20 protein-coding genes are annotated in these 16,683 nt (G+C 40.3%); 6 read left to right on the top strand and 14 right to left on the bottom strand.

All coding sequences use genetic code 11. From position 1 onward, the window contains the following. Positions 1-21 precede the first annotated feature (21 nt). The gene (locus H615_RS0117460; RefSeq protein ID WP_027956343.1) at positions 22-768 is read left to right on the top strand and encodes an Ntn hydrolase family protein; all 747 of its coding nucleotides are present in this window, start codon (positions 22-24) and stop codon (positions 766-768) included. A 43-nt stretch (positions 769-811) separates the two neighbouring features. Here H615_RS0117460 and H615_RS0117455 read toward each other — a convergent pair whose 3' ends face one another. The 6 genes from H615_RS0117455 to H615_RS0117430 all read right to left on the bottom strand — a co-directional run bounded on the left by H615_RS0117455 (position 812) and on the right by H615_RS0117430 (position 4,816). After that, a complete protein-coding gene (locus H615_RS0117455; RefSeq protein ID WP_027956342.1) occupies positions 812-1,312 on the bottom strand; it encodes a hypothetical protein in 501 nt (166 codons plus the stop codon). 253 nt (positions 1,313-1,565) lie between these two features. Beyond that, a complete protein-coding gene (locus tag H615_RS0117450) occupies positions 1,566-1,931 on the bottom strand; it encodes an HNH endonuclease (protein WP_027956341.1) in 366 nt (121 codons plus the stop codon). A gap of 82 nt (positions 1,932-2,013) precedes the next feature. Beyond that, entirely contained in the window at positions 2,014-2,193 is a 180-nt protein-coding gene (locus tag H615_RS0117445; protein ID WP_027956340.1) for a hypothetical protein, read from the bottom strand. Between the two features lie 592 nt (positions 2,194-2,785). After that, the gene (locus H615_RS0117440) at positions 2,786-3,550 is read right to left on the bottom strand and encodes a helix-turn-helix domain-containing protein (protein ID WP_027956339.1); all 765 of its coding nucleotides are present in this window, start codon (positions 3,548-3,550) and stop codon (positions 2,786-2,788) included. Between the two features lie 30 nt (positions 3,551-3,580). Beyond that, positions 3,581-3,745 (bottom strand): DUF5659 domain-containing protein, encoded by a 165-nt coding sequence (locus H615_RS22915; RefSeq protein WP_425307010.1) that lies wholly within the window; start codon positions 3,743-3,745, stop codon positions 3,581-3,583. A gap of 135 nt (positions 3,746-3,880) precedes the next feature. Further along, positions 3,881-4,816 (bottom strand): hypothetical protein, encoded by a 936-nt coding sequence (locus H615_RS0117430; RefSeq protein WP_027956338.1) that lies wholly within the window; start codon positions 4,814-4,816, stop codon positions 3,881-3,883. A 236-nt stretch (positions 4,817-5,052) separates the two neighbouring features. Here H615_RS0117430 and H615_RS0117425 point away from each other — a divergent pair, with 236 nt between their 5' ends. The 5 genes from H615_RS0117425 to H615_RS0117400 all read left to right on the top strand — a co-directional run bounded on the left by H615_RS0117425 (position 5,053) and on the right by H615_RS0117400 (position 7,520). Continuing rightward, positions 5,053-5,313, top strand: a complete 261-nt coding sequence (locus tag H615_RS0117425; RefSeq protein WP_027956337.1) for a hypothetical protein — start codon at positions 5,053-5,055, stop codon at positions 5,311-5,313. Positions 5,314-5,332: 19 nt separating this feature from the next. After that, the gene (locus H615_RS0117420; RefSeq protein WP_027956336.1) at positions 5,333-5,515 is read left to right on the top strand and encodes a hypothetical protein; all 183 of its coding nucleotides are present in this window, start codon (positions 5,333-5,335) and stop codon (positions 5,513-5,515) included. A 240-nt stretch (positions 5,516-5,755) separates the two neighbouring features. After that, entirely contained in the window at positions 5,756-6,403 is a 648-nt protein-coding gene (locus H615_RS0117410; protein WP_027956334.1) for a BA5345 family protein, read from the top strand. Positions 6,404-6,494: 91 nt separating this feature from the next. Then, positions 6,495-6,740 (top strand): hypothetical protein, encoded by a 246-nt coding sequence (locus H615_RS0117405; protein WP_027956333.1) that lies wholly within the window; start codon positions 6,495-6,497, stop codon positions 6,738-6,740. 309 nt (positions 6,741-7,049) lie between these two features. Further along, a complete protein-coding gene (locus tag H615_RS0117400; RefSeq protein ID WP_027956332.1) occupies positions 7,050-7,520 on the top strand; it encodes a hypothetical protein in 471 nt (156 codons plus the stop codon). Positions 7,521-7,654: 134 nt separating this feature from the next. Here the strand turns inward: H615_RS0117400 and H615_RS0117395 are convergent, their stop codons facing one another. From H615_RS0117395 to H615_RS0117355, 8 genes are all read right to left on the bottom strand, one after another. Further along, positions 7,655-8,431, bottom strand: a complete 777-nt coding sequence (locus tag H615_RS0117395) for a hypothetical protein (protein ID WP_027956331.1) — start codon at positions 8,429-8,431, stop codon at positions 7,655-7,657. 114 nt (positions 8,432-8,545) lie between these two features. Next, a complete protein-coding gene (locus tag H615_RS0117390) occupies positions 8,546-9,454 on the bottom strand; it encodes a tyrosine-type recombinase/integrase (protein ID WP_027956330.1) in 909 nt (302 codons plus the stop codon). A 155-nt stretch (positions 9,455-9,609) separates the two neighbouring features. After that, the gene (gene eno, locus H615_RS0117385) at positions 9,610-10,896 is read right to left on the bottom strand and encodes a phosphopyruvate hydratase (protein WP_027956329.1); all 1,287 of its coding nucleotides are present in this window, start codon (positions 10,894-10,896) and stop codon (positions 9,610-9,612) included. A gap of 14 nt (positions 10,897-10,910) precedes the next feature. Further along, positions 10,911-12,449: a 2,3-bisphosphoglycerate-independent phosphoglycerate mutase gene (gene gpmI, locus H615_RS0117380; RefSeq protein ID WP_027956328.1), complete on the bottom strand. Its 1,539-nt coding sequence runs from the start codon at positions 12,447-12,449 to the stop codon at positions 10,911-10,913. Next, positions 12,442-13,203: a triose-phosphate isomerase gene (tpiA, locus tag H615_RS0117375; protein ID WP_027956327.1), complete on the bottom strand. Its 762-nt coding sequence runs from the start codon at positions 13,201-13,203 to the stop codon at positions 12,442-12,444. The genes gpmI and tpiA overlap by 8 nt, the downstream gene beginning before the upstream one ends. Positions 13,204-13,223: 20 nt before the next feature. After that, positions 13,224-14,405, bottom strand: a complete 1,182-nt coding sequence (locus H615_RS0117370; RefSeq protein ID WP_027956326.1) for a phosphoglycerate kinase — start codon at positions 14,403-14,405, stop codon at positions 13,224-13,226. A gap of 175 nt (positions 14,406-14,580) precedes the next feature. Continuing rightward, positions 14,581-15,588: a type I glyceraldehyde-3-phosphate dehydrogenase gene (gene gap / locus H615_RS0117360; RefSeq protein ID WP_027956325.1), complete on the bottom strand. Its 1,008-nt coding sequence runs from the start codon at positions 15,586-15,588 to the stop codon at positions 14,581-14,583. A gap of 36 nt (positions 15,589-15,624) precedes the next feature. Continuing rightward, positions 15,625-16,653 carry a sugar-binding transcriptional regulator gene (locus tag H615_RS0117355; RefSeq protein ID WP_027956324.1) on the bottom strand — a complete coding sequence of 343 codons (1,029 nt, stop codon included), beginning with the start codon at positions 16,651-16,653 and terminating at the stop codon, positions 15,625-15,627. Positions 16,654-16,683: the final 30 nt, after the last annotated feature.

Below are 16,683 nucleotides of genomic sequence, written 5' to 3'. Positions count from 1 at the left end.
ATTTGATAGGAGATGAGAAATGTGACTGCAATTATTGGTTTTTTATTTGGTGATGGAGTGTTTGTATCGGCAGATACTCGAAGGTTGTCTGATGGAGAAAAAGATAAGTACAAGAACAGCGTTAAGGAAAAATTCGAAAAATACTATGCAAGGAAAATTCATAAGCTTACTGATACTAAAGCTTTAGCTGTAGCAGGTAATCCAGGCGATATAGGCCCCATCCAAGAAATACAGTGGAAAATACATAATAATTACAACAAAAATGATACTACTAATTTGATAATAGATACATTCAAAAAGTATGACCACACTCGTATTATTAACGAAATGTTGTTGTTCGGGTTAGACAATGAGAAGAGTTTCATGATAGATATTGATGCGAACTTAAACGTAAAAGAATGTCATTCTAGTAATGTAAAAGGGATACCTGAGAAAGAATTTGAAATAACTGCACAAGCAGAGTTGGAAAGTGCCACACATAACCATGAATTAGTTTTGGATATTTGGGCTCAGCTTACTTTTAATAAAATAATATCTAAAAGTCTTCCAAAATTAGCAAGAATTCATGGTGTTACTAAGCATGACCTTCAAAAAAGCCTTGCATCAGTAGACTTTCCGATTGACATAGTCATCATAAAAAACAATGGTAAGGGCTTTATGTGGAATGGTGTTGATACAAGAGGATTGAGTGAAGAAAATATTGATTTGTTTGAAGGTGGACGTGAATTGGGGGAAATTTTAGATAAAAGATTTACTATTAAAATTTAATCAAAAAAACAATACAAAAAAGCTCTTTACATGAGAGCTTTTTTTATTTGATATGTTTAGTCGCTTCCAGTACAGCATCAAGAGGGTTTACAGGTTTCTTTTCAGTCTCTATGTTTTCAAGTTTCCGCTCTTCAATCATCACCTTAGCCATATCGTTAGCAAGTGACAAACGCGCATTTAATGGTATGCACAACTGTTTCATAGACGTATCAATCTTTTTGTCTATTTTATCAAGCCGTAACAAAAAGCGCTCGTATTCATGGTCTTCAACATCAAGCTCTAGAAGCTTGTCTTCATTTTGCTGCTTAATGTATATGTTAAATGTAAGTGTGTTTAATGGTATGCTATCCGCTTCAGTAAAGTGCTCATTAAATTTCTTTAATTGATTAAATACCTTCCTCATAGAAATGTTATTTTTTACAATATCATTCTGCTTAGGTTTGGTATTGTTCGTTAAAACTTGTGCTTCTGCTTCTTCCCTAGCAGATATTTCATCCTTGCTCATTTTCATACTCATTTGTTTTACAGATTTTGCAGGTCTCATAGTTTTCCCCTTTTTCCGAAAAGTAAAATTATAGGAATGGGTATTTTACAGTTTCCCTTCCCCTTAGTCTATCCGTTCCCCTACCTGTTTTTCTATTTTCCATAGGGGCTATAGCAAAATTTTGAGTTTTAGGGAAAATCATTTTTTTGGTATTCCCTTCCCCTTAGTCTATCCGTTCCCCCCTTATATAAAAAACGGGGTACAGGAGGGTATGCAAATATAAATACCACCCATCATAAGACAAGTGGAAATCCTATACATATTCATTTAATTCCTTTGGTTGATAGTCAAAGTCTAATTTGTTTATTGTCCCCAATTCTAAATTACACAGTTTACAAAGTGCTATACAGTTTGTTGCCTGCATTACTAATTCTGGGTAATCTCTGCGTGACTTAATGTGGTGACATTCAATATTATACTTATTAACTTTACCGTATTTAATCCTGCATCTTTGACATATTTTATTATCACGTTCAATTATACTCTCTCTAAAGTTGCGGTATCTTCTCGTTGTTAATACTTTATGTTTCTCCACTTCCTGCTTTGTTTTCCGTTTACATCTACACTTCTCATCCGCTGGTATTAACTTTCCACAAGTACAGAACTTTTTAACTTTCATAAAATGCCACTTCCTATATAAATCAATTACTTTTTAAATTCATGTTGAAACACAAACACATCACTTTATTGAATATTAATTTTCAAAAGTTTCGTCCCTTTTCTTCCTTGTTTGTTTTCACCTGTTTTCTTGCAATCTTCAATGTGTACATTTTAATTAGTGACGTTCCACTTGACATTCCTTCTTCATGAGCTTTATTTTCATAGTAATGAAATTCCTCCTGTGGCATCGTAAATCGTATATTGACTTGTTTATTTTCCAATTGTTTCATCTCCTTGTTCTATGTTGTTTGATGTTGTCTAAAAATGTCTTCATATAATATGTGTGCTGGGATAGGTAGAGCGAAACTATATTTCGGTATATTTTCAGAAAGGTACTTTCTACCTATCATTATTGATAAAAACAAAACGCCAAATGCGAAAAACATTGCACCTGAGCACGATAGTGCGAAAGGTAAGGGGAAAGCTCTGCTTTACCCAGGGTGAGCAGCTCGAACCCCTGCCAGCGGCTATAGTACATTCAATTAAGAAGTTGTACTGTAGGATTCAAGTGGCATCCTGCCTTGCGGTAAAGCATAGCTTTCCCGTTCCACTGCGACTGGCGTCTTGTGGGGTAATCGTTTTTGTTTGATTGATTGTACTGTAGCCTCTGGCAGCTGGGTTAGGGGTGCGCTCCACTCCGTTCACGCTCGCTCGAAGCAGAGCTTCTTCGCCCGTTCACCTGTTATGTATGTTCATTTGAATATTAATACACAATATGTGCTCTAGGCTTTTTTTGTCTATCTATATACACACTTAATAGGGAGACAAAAAACCCTAGAGCAGAATCTGTAAACGATGTATATAAAAATACCGTCACTTATATTGGCCACGGTATTTATCAAGTATTTTCTGTTGGTATTCTTCACTTACATTCCATTCTTCTTTACGGTTGAGGGAATAAAAACCAAAATCTTGATTTAACTTCTTCATGGCATAATTGCCAGCTGTACTAACCCCTTTTTTCGGGTTATATAAATTACCTTTGATTTTCTTCAAGTAATTTAACCTCTGCTTGAAGTACCTTGAGTAAGCATGATGAACGTCTGTTGTGTCGATTACTTTTTTAACATTGCCATTTGGCAAAGTATCGTAGTAATACCAATAACAATCTTTCCTTTCGTACTCATGAATTACAAACCCTGTGTCTGGGTCTCTATCTTTCTCGGTTACAGTGGGAGTTGGGAGCAATATACCCAAAGCTCTCATATCCTTCATACGGTTTTTGACTGTGCCTGGACCTTTGCCAATCACTTTAGCAAGCTCTTTCTGAATTGGAACAACATCATCTAACACAGTAGCTTTGAGCAAGGCTTCGATTTGCTCGGAAGCGTTTTTCGATAATTTCACTTCATCAGTGGATTCCAAAAGCATTGCTGGACGATTGTTTTCCTTTAATGGTGTCAATCTATAATACTTCGGGCTGTTGCTCTTCGGTCTTGGCAATTCTTCAACTTCATCAGTTTTTCTTAACTTGTCGAGCTGCTTCCTCTCAGTGTCACGAAAGTGTGCTGGTGTGATGTTCAACCTTTCGGAACAAAGCTCTTTCAAACTATAAATCCTTCCTGTGCATTCCTTCATGTCTGTTATCTCCTGTCTGTTAAACGCATATCAGCGCCTATAACTGGCTAATAAATCATCTAACTTAGTATTTTGCACAAATTGGAACACCGTAGCTGTAGTGTTCGTCCTGTGCCTTTCAATTCTTTTTAATTCCGCTCCGTTCTGGAGCAGGTAATCTGCTACTTCGGGTTCAAAGATTCGTTTCAAACTCATGGTTGGTTCCTCCAATATCGGTTAATAAATCTCTATTATTATATTGTGACCTGATAGGTATGTAAGGCAGCTGAGGTCATCTTTTTAAAGAATAAAAAAAGACCACCAATAATTTATTGGTGGTCAGTTCTATGGTTATTTTTTTAGAACGACTTCTTGTAATACATATTTATCTTTATCTGGATAGACTTTGTAATCAAATACAAAGATATCACCTTTTTCAAGGTCGGCTACACCTTTTTCATCATGCAATACATAATTATCACAAGCTCCGTTTCGATGTTCTGTTCCGTCGCAGAAATCAACGAGATACTTGTTATCGTCCATAACTTCGATAACCTCTCCTCCAGAATTCGATTCCGTTCCTTTGAAGTTAGGAATAGCAACATCAACTGTTTCCTTCACCCCATTGCTTGTTGGCAAAGTTTCCAACATTGACATGATTTCGTACAACTTCTCTTCAATTTCCTTTTCAGATACGCCTTTATCAAAACTTATATAAGCCCCCTGATTGTAATCTTCTGTATACTTGTTAATGCCGAAATTGACTTCTCTATTTTTGTTTTCTGGAACAATTCTATCGAAAACGATGATTTTATCATTTAGATAAGGATGTTCGTACTTCCCTTCTTCCACTGGACTATGTTCTCCCCTGATATTACCGCCTGAATAACTGCTCCTAAAAGCAGATGCTCTGTTGTCATCTGTCAGGTTATGTTCCATTCTAATCAATCTTTTTCGTTCATTTTCCAAGTATTCACGATTCGCAATCTTAGCTTTAACGTCAATTCCCACGAGGTAATCACCATCTTCGGACACACTATACCCCTTAATTGTTTTAATGCTACCCGTTGAATGTTCTAACTCATATTCTTTGGTTTCTTGAACTTCCTCAGAACCATCAGCCATAGTAACAATGATTTCGTTCTCTTTTAGTTTTGGTTCTTCAGCAACATCATTTTTTTCCACTTCTTCTTTTGGGTCTTTTTCCGCACCCTTTGCATCATCACCACAAGCTCCTAAAATTATTAAAAAACTAATTAGAATACCCGATAATAAAACCTTTTTCATAAATAAAATCCCCTTTTTCTTATGTATAATTATCTGCAACCTTTTTACTATATCAACTTTGACTTTGATTGACCATCATACACTTGCGTATATTACAAAAGTAAATTACTCAAGGAAGTAATAGTCTATCGCAGGCCATAATGCTCAGTGATTTTTTATGAGCACAGATTGACAGCCTTTTGTGGTGCTTTAGTATAGTACAGTAACCAATTTTACAAATAAAGGAAGTGATACTAATGACGGAACGACAGACAATGGACGCTATCGAATTGATGGTGTTATTCGAGGAAATTGATATGGAGTATGAAAACAAGTTCGTAGAATATTGCTTTCTCAAACTGGTGGAGCGATGTGTGGATGATTTGAAAATGTTGAGAAACCCATTTCTCGTAGCAAGTGAACTAAAGAATGCCAATGCAGATTTCTTGATACCTCATTTTAAAAGGTTCGACCTGAGAAAAGCGCAGAACGTCCATTGGGTAATGAAATATCTTTAATTACTAAGGAGGGCTCTTAATGAAGAAAAACATTTACAAGAAATCCATCTTTGAGGAATTGGTCAAACGTGGTCACAATTTCTCTCATTCCATGCGTAATCGTGACAATCCAAAATACCAGGTCTACGTGTTTTTTGACTCGCCTGAATTAAGGAAGGACCTCGCTGAAATGTCGGGAAAAGAATATCATGAGGAAGATTAATACGTTCCTATTATGGTTAGGATTGATTGCTATGGTCGTTGGGTACGCATTAATGTTATATAACATGTTGCCCTACGATGACGAACAGGAACGCACTGAGGAACGTAATGAACAGTACGCTAAAAGTCGCGCTGAATATTACGCAAATAAAAAAGATGTCGCTAATTAGACATCTTTTTTGGCTTTTTTAACAATTAAAAAATTGAAAGTAGTAGAATGTTTTTGAAAGGAGATGGTAATTTGAAATTTGATACAAAATATTTAATTAGGTGGGGGATTCCAGGGTGGCTAATGGTTTTTTGGCTAGTTTATACATACGCCGTTCTCAAAGGAATCAATCCTTTAGAAACGAGTTCTAGTGACTTGACGAATAGTATTACTTTGTTAATTTCATTAACAGCATTAGGTGTTCCAGTTGGTTATGTTATGCACCAATTATATTTTGGAGTCTTATGGGTTCTCAATTTAAAAAGTCAAAAATTCGATGATTTTATGGAAGCTGTTGAGGAAGAAAAAGCTATAAAACCAAAAGATTGGGAGAAATTCAAGAGTGCCGATAAATACTTTCATCTTGAATATGTTTGGCATTACATGCTGATGGAACAGGAAGATGAAGTAAAAAGACCTTATTTAGAAGGTAGATATCGCCATATTCTAGGGACAATCCACGGTTTGGGAGCACTGTTTGTAAGTTCGGTAGTTTCCTTATTAGGTTCGGTATTTATAGCTTTTTACTATTCGTTCGGTGAAACAAATGTCAACATTGTATTATTTGTTGCTGGGGCGGTGATTCAAGTAGCAATTTTCTTGGCGTCTGTAGCTAATTATGCCTACTTTTCAAAAAACCTCAGAGCTCTTCAAATAAAAATGTTAAAAAGGTATCTATAGTCAACAACCGCTATCATTAATTTGATGGCGGTTTTTCAAAGGGTAATTGTAAATAAATGGCTAATTTGTAAGTAGGAAGGGAGGGTGAATAATGTTTGAAGATAAAAAAGAAAAATATATTACCGCTTTAAAAGAAAAAGGTGTGACTAAACCTTACCAGCGATGCGGTAATAATGGTTTTGAATTGTTGAACGGTTATTTTCGTAAGACAGTTCAAAAAGATATTAACACTTCTAACATAATTGACACAGAAGGTTATGTTGCCACCGTCGGTGTGATGTGTACGAATTGTGGTAATTTAAATACTCATTTAGCAGAGCACTTAGTAAAAGAGTAATGATTAAAGCGCCCTTTCGAGGGTGCATTTTTGTTATATTTATGTAAATAGTATGGATACTTTTGACCTATGGTGATATTATGGAATTGTGTAAATGTATTCAGCGAATCTCCTTGCCTTGTATTCTCCAAATAATGTACCTTGGTAAGAAGTTCGCAAGCTATTGACCGTTAGCACATATTGCTGGCGGTTCTTTTTATTTGGAAAATACTGTTTGGACAGGTCGGAAGTCGTGTGATATTATATGGTTTCGATTACAAAAAGACAAAAAACTCAATTACGAATGAAAACCCTCGGAGGTTTTTATTTATGACACAATCAACTGCAACCAAAACTTTGAGAGAGCAGTGGGAAGAACATTATTTAGATGGTTTGAACGATATTTTTCAAGCTTCTTCACTCTCTCAGGAGAGTAAAATAGAAGGAATTAAATTTTTAAACTATGTAGACCGAAGCATGAAAAACATGGTTTTAAAAGAGTTTGAAAACATATCGAAAACCTTTCAAGAATGCGATTTGATTGAAATTTTGCTAACTGGATTGGACAACCTTTTCGGAAGAGCTCAATACCAACCTCAAACATCCGTCCACGGGCATAGAGAGGGTATTTTCTTAGCAATTGATGATTACAGTCAAATAGAATTTGACCCATTTGTTCTCGAAAATGAAATGTTAACTGAATATACAGTTTCCATGGGAAATTGGCATTTATCGTTGCATTTGTATGAAAACGACCCTTGTAAATTGCAATTTTCTGAATTTGAGTCAGCTGAATCTTAATAATGGAAAGGCACCGAGCATTAATTTGTTCGGTGTTTTTTATATTAAAATGATTGTATAGAGTAAAAACAATTCATAAGACACAACATGAACTTGTTGGAATGAAGGGGTAACCACAAAGTACAATCACAAAATCAGTCTCCGTTTAACCAGTCATAATATAACCCTTCAAAGTTTTTCTTTACCTTCCCATTCCTTAAATCATGTTTGTGTGCAATGTTTTTCAAGGATGCATAAGCATAGGGTGCTACGTTTTTATTGGGTATTTTACGATTCATACCTCGTGAAACGGTCTCTTTAACGAATGCTGACACAAGCTTTAACCACTGACGCTTATTCCAACGACCTATAGAATACGTTGCATATAAATCATTACACGCTTTTTCCAGTTCATATTTAAAATCGTTCGGATTAAGATATGTGTTAATGCCCTTTTTTTGATAATTAACAAAATCGTTCTTTAACGGCTGTTGTTCACCGTTATTTGTTTCTTTAGAAACAATATTTCGGGATTCAAAGGGAGTCTCAAGTGGGGAGTCATTTTGCGTTGGCTCCGTTGATTCCTCGTATTGTTGTTCGATTCTGATAATGTTTGCAGACTGGGTCTGATTCTTACGTTTACCTACGTTAATAGAGATGAGTCCCAATTTTTCAAGCAGCTTATAAATTCGTTTCACTGATGATAACGAGATATCTTTTTTGAATCGTCTTTTGAACATGTGCTTGAAAGTGGAATGAGCAATAGAAAATACACCATTCCCTTTTTTCGCAAGGTCGGATATTAAATAAATGCAACGTATCTGAAGCGAAGAAAATTCCCACACTTCTTTCACCTTCTTAATAAATTTATTGGAATCGTAATCAAGCGTAGAATATTTGGCAAGTTCTTCAGAAGTACCGTTTAATAACATTTGTAAGTCTCCTTTGTATTCCCAAAGGAAATCATGCTAAAATAAGCATATAGACCCTTCGGGGTTTTATCGAGTGAGCGTGTTCCCTTGGTCGCCAAACTGTGGGGAACACGTTTATTTTTTTATGTTCATTAATGGACTGGACTTTTGTGCCATTTCTAGAATGTTTTCCGTTTCTAACCCTTGCAGATAACGCTTCGTGATTTGAATATTTTCATGCCCTGCAATCTTTGAGCAACTATATAAATCCAAACCATTCCTCAAGTTCGCTTGAATGGAATAATGCCTCAATGTGTGAGGTGAACAACGAATGTCCTCTCTTACCCCTGCTTTCTTTCCTGCATTACGAACCACATCTTCAATGGCAACTGTCGATAATTGTTTTCCACTTCGAGACAAAATATAATTTCCGTACTCCAGGTTTTTGTTGCTGAAGTACTTCTCCTTTATACGCTCGTAACGAATCATGTATTTCTTCAACATAAGACTGATTGGCACGTGTCGCCATTTCTTGCCTTTGCCAAAGACACTTAAATTCGTGTCGTACACCCATTCCGTTTGCAAGTTAATTAATTCAGATAATCGAATACCTGTATCCACAAACATGGCAATGATAACTTTGTTTCTTGCGTTCAAATACGTTTTAAAATCATAAACATCGAGTAGTCTTGCCACTTCTTGGTCGGTGAACGTTTTAATTACTGGCAATTCTTCCTTGAGGAATTTTACTTTTTTCATAACATTTAGCGCTACATATTCCTCCTCGACCAGATATACGTAAAATGCCCGGAGCGATTTAATCAAAGAATTAATATAAGTTGGTTTGTTTCCTATACTCGTTTGATGCTGAATGAATTTCTTAACATGGAGCGTGGATATGTCCTCAATATCGTCAATTTCAAAATTATCCCGAAGATAATATACAAATTGTGAGCAGTTGTAATTGTACGTCTCAATGGTCTTTTCTGAATAATTTTTTATCTTCAAATCAAATACAAATTCTTTCAATAGTGCTGAAATCATAAAAAACCCCCGTTCACATGTGATTGAACCACACATAAACAGGGGTTTTTGCTTCATTATTTGTACGACTGACCTCAGGTCATTGTATGACTTAGTTCAGCGTAAAAATAATTGGTTTGTACGACTTAGTTCAGTCGTATTTTTTATGCCTTGAATTATTTATTCAAGTTGTAGAATGCTTTCTTGCCAGCGTAAGTAGCTGTACCAAGCAGCTGGTCTTCGATACGAAGAAGCTGGTTGTATTTCGCTACGCGGTCCGTACGGGACGGAGCACCTGTTTTAATTTGACCGGCGTTTGTCGCAACAGCGATATCAGCGATCGTAGCATCTTCTGTTTCACCAGAACGGTGGGAGATGACGGCTGTATAGCCTGCGCGCTTCGCCATTTCAATGGCTTCGAATGTTTCAGTAAGTGTACCAATCTGGTTCACTTTGATAAGGATGGAGTTTCCTACACCCTCTTCAATCGCACGGGAAAGCTTTTCCGTGTTGGTTACGAACAAGTCGTCACCTACAAGCTGTACGCGGTCGCCGATACGGTCTGTAAGAAGTTTCGTACCTTCCCAGTCGTTCTCATCAAGACCATCTTCGATAGAAACGATTGGATACTTGTTCACAAGCTCTTCGTACCAGTCAACCATTTCTTCAGAAGTACGTACAACGCCTTCACCTTTCAGGTTGTACTTACCATCTTCATAAATTTCAGAAGAGGCAACGTCCATCGCAAGCTTCACTTCAGCGTCCGGCTTGTAGCCAGCTGCTTCAATCGCTTCAATGATTGTAGAAAGAGCTTCTTCGTTAGAACCTAAGTCAGGAGCAAATCCACCTTCATCACCGACACCAGTGTTGTAGCCTTTGCTGCTTAGTACTTTCTTAAGGGAGTGGAAAATTTCCGCACCCATGCGTAGAGCTTCCTTGAATGTAGGAGCTCCTACAGGCATAACCATGAACTCCTGGATGTCCACGTTGTTGTCCGCGTGCTCTCCACCGTTAAGGATGTTCATCATTGGTGTTGGAAGAGTATTCGCTGTGAATCCTCCAAGATATTTGTAAAGAGGCTGTCCAACAACTTCGGATGCTGCATGGGCAACAGCCATGGAGACACCAAGGATCGCGTTGGCACCAAGGTTTCCTTTGTTTTCTGTACCATCAAGCTCTCTCATCATTTGGTCGATGATCACCTGCTGGGTTGCATCCATACCAATAAGTTTCGGAGCAATTTTTTCGTTCACGTTATCAACGGCGTTTTGAACACCTTTTCCTAGGTAACGGTTTTTGTCACCATCACGAAGTTCTACAGCTTCATATTCACCTGTAGAGGCACCACTTGGGACTAGAGCTGTACCGAAAGCTCCGGATTCAGTATAAACTTCAACTTCTACTGTTGGGTTACCACGAGAGTCAAGGACTTCACGTGCGTATACGTCAGTAATAAATGGCATTACATATCTCTCCCTTATTTTTTAATTAATGATTGTCCAGTCATTTCCTGCGGCTGCTCTACATGCAGCAGTTCCAGCAGGGTTGGTGAAAGATCACCAAGAATTCCACCTTCGCGGAGATCGACGCCCTCTTTTGTCACAATGACAGGCACAGGGTTTGTCGTGTGTGCGGTCATGGCATCTCCATCCAAAGTCGTCACTTCGTCAGAGTTCCCGTGGTCCGCTGTAATAATGGCATGTCCGCCTTTTTCGTGGATTTTATCAACGATTTTTCCGAGACATTCGTCTACAGCTTCAATCGCTTTGATTGTCGGCTCAAGCATGCCTGAGTGACCGACCATATCCGGATTGGCAAAGTTCAGGATAATCGCATTGTGCTTATCCGCATCAAGCTCGGCAAGCAGAGCGTCTGTCACTTCATAAGCACTCATTTCCGGTTGTAAATCGTACGTTGCCACTTTAGGTGAATCGATAAGGATGCGCTCTTCCCCGTCGAATTCAGCTTCGCGGCCGCCGCTCATAAAGAAGGTGACATGCGGATATTTTTCCGTTTCTGCAATACGCAGCTGTTTCATATCGTTATCCGCCAGTACTTCACCGATCGTATTTTTCAAATCGTTCGGCGGAAAGGCAATATGGCTTTTCACCTGATCACTGTACTGGGTCATGCTGACGAAATGAAGGTTTTTCGGAGCGTTCCCTCCACGATCATAGCCATCAAAATCGTCATTCGCAAATGTGCGGGACAACTGGATCGCACGGTCAGGACGGAAGTTGAAGAAGATGATACTGTCTTCATCATCCACTTTTCCAATCGGCTGTCCATCATCATCCGTAAGAACGACAGGTTCTACGAATTCATCATAGACTTCCTGTTTGTAGGAGTCATCAATCGCCTGAATCGGATCCTGATACGTTGGACCTTCTCCGTAAGCGATCGCATCATACGCCTTCTGTACACGTTCCCAGCGATTGTCGCGGTCCATAGCGTAGTAACGGCCGGAAATCGTAGCCATACGGCCGATGCCGATTTCCTCCATAGCTTCCTGTGCCTGCTTCACATATGTTTTGGCAGATTGCTGGCCGACGTCACGTCCATCAAGGAAAGCGTGCAGGAATACTTGGTCCATTCCTTCCTGTTTAGCCAGTTTCAGCGTGCCTTTCATATGCTCAATATGGCTGTGAATTCCACCATCAGACAACAGACCGAAGATGTGGAGAGCCTTTCCTTTTTCTTTTGCTTTTTTAACAGCATCCTTGAGAACTTCATTATCAAAGAAGTTGCCTTCACGGATCGCAAGATTAATACGGGTTAAGCTTTGATAAACCACACGGCCGGCACCAATGTTCAAATGACCTACTTCAGAGTTCCCCATTTGGCCTGCCGGAAGTCCAACAGCTTCTCCACTCGCCGTGAGCTGAGAATGAGGGAACTGGTTCCAGTAACGGTCAAAATTTGGCGTGTTGGCCTGCTTCACGGCATTTCCGAATTCTTCATCACGGATGGCATAGCCGTCAAGAATGATTAACGCAGCTAAGTTCTGATTACTCATGCTTACCTGCCTCCACAAGTTTTAGGAAAGAATCTGCTTCAAGGCTTGCGCCTCCTACAAGAGCTCCGTCAATGTCAGACTGGGAAAGCAGCTCATCCACGTTTGCAGGTTTTACGCTTCCGCCATACTGGATGCGGACCGCATCAGCAGCATCTGCATTGACGTAGTCACTGACAACTTTACGGATGTGTGTACATACTTCATTGGCCTGCTCAGAAGTTGCTGTGCGGCCTGTACCAATAGCCCAGATCGGCTCATAGGCAATGATCGTTTCTGCACACTGCTCGTTTGTAAGTCCTTCAAGTGCTTTTTTCACTTGACCTTCTACAACATCCATAGTCTCATTGGCTTCACGCTGTTCAAGGGATTCACCGACACAGATGATTGGAGTGAGGCTGTGTTTGAAAGCCGCGTGGACTTTTTTGTTTACCTCTTCATCCGTTTCCTTGAAGATTTCACGACGTTCAGAGTGTCCCAGGACGACGTGGGAAACGCCAAGTTCTTTCAACATAACAGGGCTGACTTCACCTGTGAAAGCACCGTTCTCTTCAAAGTGCATGTTCTGTGCACCGATTTTCAGACTCGTTCCTTCTGTTTCCTCTACAAGCTTTTGTAGAAAAGGGAATGGAGCTACAACGATGGATTCCACCTGTTCGGCAGATGGCACTTCGTTTTTAGCTGTCTGAATGAAATCTTCCGCTTCACGGTGCGTTTTGTTCATTTTCCAGTTACCTGCGATTACTTGTTTACGCATGTCTGCTTCACCTCTCCTTTTTACTTATCGTTTAGTAGAGCAACCCCGGGAAGTTCTTTACCTTCCATAAATTCAAGGGAAGCACCGCCGCCGGTGGATACGTGGTTCATATCAGATGCATAGCCGAATTTCTCAACAGCTGCTGCTGAATCTCCACCGCCGATCACGCTGTAGCCTTCTGTCTGGGAAAGAGCTTCAGCAACGGCTTTTGTACCATTGGCAAAGGATTCAATTTCAAATACGCCCATAGGTCCGTTCCAGATGATCAGATTGGATTCCTTAATTACATTAGCATATTTTTCTCTCGTTTTCGGACCGATATCAAGCGCTTCCCAGTCTGCCGGGATGCTGTCAATCGCTACTTCTTTTTTATTGGCAGAGTCAGAGAAGTCATCAGCAACGATAACATCTTCCGGCATGTAGAAGTTCACGCCTTTTTCTTCTGCCTTCTTCATGTACTCTCTGGCGAGATCCATCTTGTCTTCTTCAAGAAGTGATTTACCGATTTCGTGGCCGAGGGCTTTTACGAATGTATAAGCCAGTCCACCGCCGATGATCAGATTGTCCACTTTATCAATCAGGTTATCAATAACGCCGATTTTGTCTTTCACTTTCGCTCCACCAACAATGGCTGTGAAAGGACGTTCAGGGTTGGATAAAGCTTTGCCGAGTACATTGATTTCCTTTTCCATAAGGAAACCGGCAACGGCCGGGATATGTTCAGCTACACCCGCTGTAGACGCATGGGCGCGGTGGGCAGCACCGAAGGCATCGTTAACGAAAAGATCAGCCATGCCTGCGAAAGCCTTCGCAAGTTCAGCATCGTTCTTTTCTTCACCAGGATGGAAGCGTACGTTTTCAATAAGAAGCACATCACCATTGTTCAATTCTGAAATGGCCTGATTAACTTCATCACCGAATACTTCATCTGTTTTTATAACCGTCTGTCCAAGAAGATCACTTAGACGGTCAGCTACAGGATCAAGACGAAGCTCCTGTACCGCTTCTCCTTTAGGTCGTCCCAGGTGACTGGCAAGAATGACTTTCGCTCCGTTTCCAGTCAGGTGCTGGATTGTCGGAAGAGCGGCTTTAATTCTTGTGTCATCTGTTACCTCTCCATCGCTCATTGGTACGTTGAAGTCTACGCGGCAGAAGACCGTTTTTCCATTCACTTCAACGTCGCGAATCGTTTGTTTATTCATAGAATGACAACCTCCTTGGTTTTAGTCGTTAAACATCTGCCCTTATGTACGTTTCCACACCTTGAAGGAACAGAAACGCAGACAAGCAGAAAACAGAAAAACAAGGATAAAGGAGGAGGACATGAGACCTCCTCCTTTCCTTCTTTTCCTAGTATTTTCTAAAAAGACTCAGATATTACAAGCCTTGGTTTTTAAGGTATACAGCCAAGTCTACGCAACGGTTGGAGTAACCAGTTTCGTTGTCGTACCAAGTGACAACTTTAACCATGTTGTTCTCAAGAGTTGCTGTAGAAAGACCATCAATGATGGAAGAGTTCGTGTTGCCATTGTAGTCAGAAGATACAAGTGGCTCGTCGCTGTATGCAAGGATTCCTTTAAGGTCGCCTTCAGCAGCTTCACGAAGTGCTTCGTTTACTTCTTCAGCTGTTACGTCTTTTTCAAGCTCCGCAACGAAGTCAACGATAGATACGTTCATTGTTGGTACACGCATAGCCATTCCGCTTAGTTTACCATCAAGGTGTGGAAGTACTTTTGCAACAGCTTGTGCAGCACCAGTAGTTGTTGGGATAATGTTTTGACCTGCAGCACGCGCACGACGGTAGTCTTTGTGTGGAAGGTCAAGGATTTGCTGGTCGTTTGTGTAAGAGTGGATCGTTGTCATCATACCACGCTTAAGACCGAACTTCTCATCAAGGATTTTCGCTGCTGGAGACAAGCAGTTCGTTGTGCAGGAAGCGTTGGAAATAACGTGATGGGAATCCTTATCATACTGATCTTCGTTAACACCCATAACAATTGTAAGGTCTTCCTGCTTCGCTGGAGCAGAGATGATGACCTTCTTAGCACCGGCGTCGATGTGTTTCTTCGCATCTTCGCGCTGAGTGAAGCGTCCTGTAGATTCGATAACAACGTCTACACCAAGATCGCCCCAGCCAAGTTGTGCTGGATCTTTTTCAGAAAGTACTTTGATTTCTTTGCCGCCAACAATCAGGTTGTCCCCGTTTGTTGTTACTTTTTCAGAAAGAGCACCGTGTACAGTGTCATACTGAAGAAGGTGTGCAAGCATATTCGCATCTGTTAGATCGTTAACCGCTACTACCTCTACATCGTTGTTGTTAAGTGCAGCACGGAATACGTTACGTCCAATACGTCCAAAACCATTAATACCAATTCTTACTGTCATGCAAAATTCCTCCTTGGATGATAAAAATCATTTTATTTAAAGGGAAAAATCCCTTATTAACTCTTGTGCAGCCCCTTCATCTGTGATGAGGACATTGCTCTGTCCGGGCTGGAAATAAGAAGCGATCGCCTGGGCCTTGGACCGGCCTCCGGCAACGGCAATAACATGCCGGGATCTGTTCAGATCCTCAAGCTGCAGACCAACGGTGCGAACCTTATGAACGATTTCACCCATCCGATTGAAGTAGTATCCAAATGCTTCCCCTACGGCTTCATACTGCTGGATCAGATCCAGCTGCTCCGGAGATGTCTTTCTCCGTTGTGCCATGGTCAATGCATCTCCAACACCATGGATAACGATGTCGGCGTGACGGATAATGTCGAGAACTTCTTTGATGGAAGGCTCTTCTTTTATCGTTTTATAGGATTCCTCGCTCAGCGGATCGGGTACATACAACAAACGGTAGTCACCTTTTGCCTTTTTTGCCATTTCCGCACAAATCGTATTGGCCTGATTTTCCACTCTTTCACCCAGGCCGCCTCTGGCAGGTACGTAAAGGCATTGATCAGCGCCCTTGAATGAGGTCATCATCTGGGCAACGGATGCCATTGTTGTTCCACCTGTAATGGCAATGGCCTGTTCAGGACTCATATGGTCTTTCAAATACTGGACACAAGCTTTTCCCATCTCTTGTTTTACCCAATTGAGCTCATCACTATCACCAGGAACAACAACAACGTAGTCCAGATTTAATTTATCCTTTAACTGTTGCTCCAAAACCTTAATGCCGGTAACTTCCTTTATAAATTCAGCCAGCTGCTCAAGGATGTTCTGCCCCTCATAGCTGAGATGCATGCCTCTTGATGTAATTTCAACAGCTCCCTGCTGATTTAAGAAGTCCACCTCGCTGCGTACCGTCCGTTCGGCAAGATTGACGTTTTCAGCCAATGCTCTTCTTCCGACGGGCTGCATGATCTGGATGTAATGAAGCAGCTGATAGCGCCTCTGAATAACGTCCAGGACATCAGGGAATAATTTTTTTTGTAGATCGATGAACGCTCTCATGGAAAAGCCCCTTCTTTGAAAAACTGCCGA

Origin of the sequence: Halobacillus kuroshimensis DSM 18393, assembly GCF_000425705.1 — a bacterium.
GTDB lineage: Bacteria > Bacillota > Bacilli > Bacillales > Halobacillaceae > Halobacillus > Halobacillus kuroshimensis.
Note: the sequence above shows the minus strand (reverse complement) of the source record. Positions and strands in the feature narration are given on the sequence as shown.

Coding starts and splice junctions, on each gene's coding strand:
- H615_RS0117455 (WP_027956342.1), bottom strand. CDS start 1,312: ATGAGACCTGCAAAATCTGTAAAACAAATGAGTATGAAAATGAGCAAG.
- H615_RS0117450 (WP_027956341.1), bottom strand. CDS start 1,931: ATGAAAGTTAAAAAGTTCTGTACTTGTGGAAAGTTAATACCAGCGGAT.
- H615_RS0117440 (WP_027956339.1), bottom strand. CDS start 3,550: ATGAAGGAATGCACAGGAAGGATTTATAGTTTGAAAGAGCTTTGTTCC.
- H615_RS22915 (WP_425307010.1), bottom strand. CDS start 3,745: ATGAGTTTGAAACGAATCTTTGAACCCGAAGTAGCAGATTACCTGCTC.
- H615_RS0117430 (WP_027956338.1), bottom strand. CDS start 4,816: ATGAAAAAGGTTTTATTATCGGGTATTCTAATTAGTTTTTTAATAATT.
- H615_RS0117425 (WP_027956337.1), top strand. CDS start 5,053: ATGACGGAACGACAGACAATGGACGCTATCGAATTGATGGTGTTATTC.
- H615_RS0117420 (WP_027956336.1), top strand. CDS start 5,333: ATGAAGAAAAACATTTACAAGAAATCCATCTTTGAGGAATTGGTCAAA.
- H615_RS0117405 (WP_027956333.1), top strand. CDS start 6,495: ATGTTTGAAGATAAAAAAGAAAAATATATTACCGCTTTAAAAGAAAAA.
- H615_RS0117400 (WP_027956332.1), top strand. CDS start 7,050: ATGACACAATCAACTGCAACCAAAACTTTGAGAGAGCAGTGGGAAGAA.
- H615_RS0117395 (WP_027956331.1), bottom strand. CDS start 8,431: ATGTTATTAAACGGTACTTCTGAAGAACTTGCCAAATATTCTACGCTT.
- H615_RS0117390 (WP_027956330.1), bottom strand. CDS start 9,454: ATGATTTCAGCACTATTGAAAGAATTTGTATTTGATTTGAAGATAAAA.
- eno (WP_027956329.1), bottom strand. CDS start 10,896: ATGCCATTTATTACTGACGTATACGCACGTGAAGTCCTTGACTCTCGT.
- gpmI (WP_027956328.1), bottom strand. CDS start 12,449: ATGAGTAATCAGAACTTAGCTGCGTTAATCATTCTTGACGGCTATGCC.
- tpiA (WP_027956327.1), bottom strand. CDS start 13,203: ATGCGTAAACAAGTAATCGCAGGTAACTGGAAAATGAACAAAACGCAC.
- H615_RS0117370 (WP_027956326.1), bottom strand. CDS start 14,405: ATGAATAAACAAACGATTCGCGACGTTGAAGTGAATGGAAAAACGGTC.
- gap (WP_027956325.1), bottom strand. CDS start 15,588: ATGACAGTAAGAATTGGTATTAATGGTTTTGGACGTATTGGACGTAAC.
- H615_RS0117355 (WP_027956324.1), bottom strand. CDS start 16,653: ATGAGAGCGTTCATCGATCTACAAAAAAAATTATTCCCTGATGTCCTG.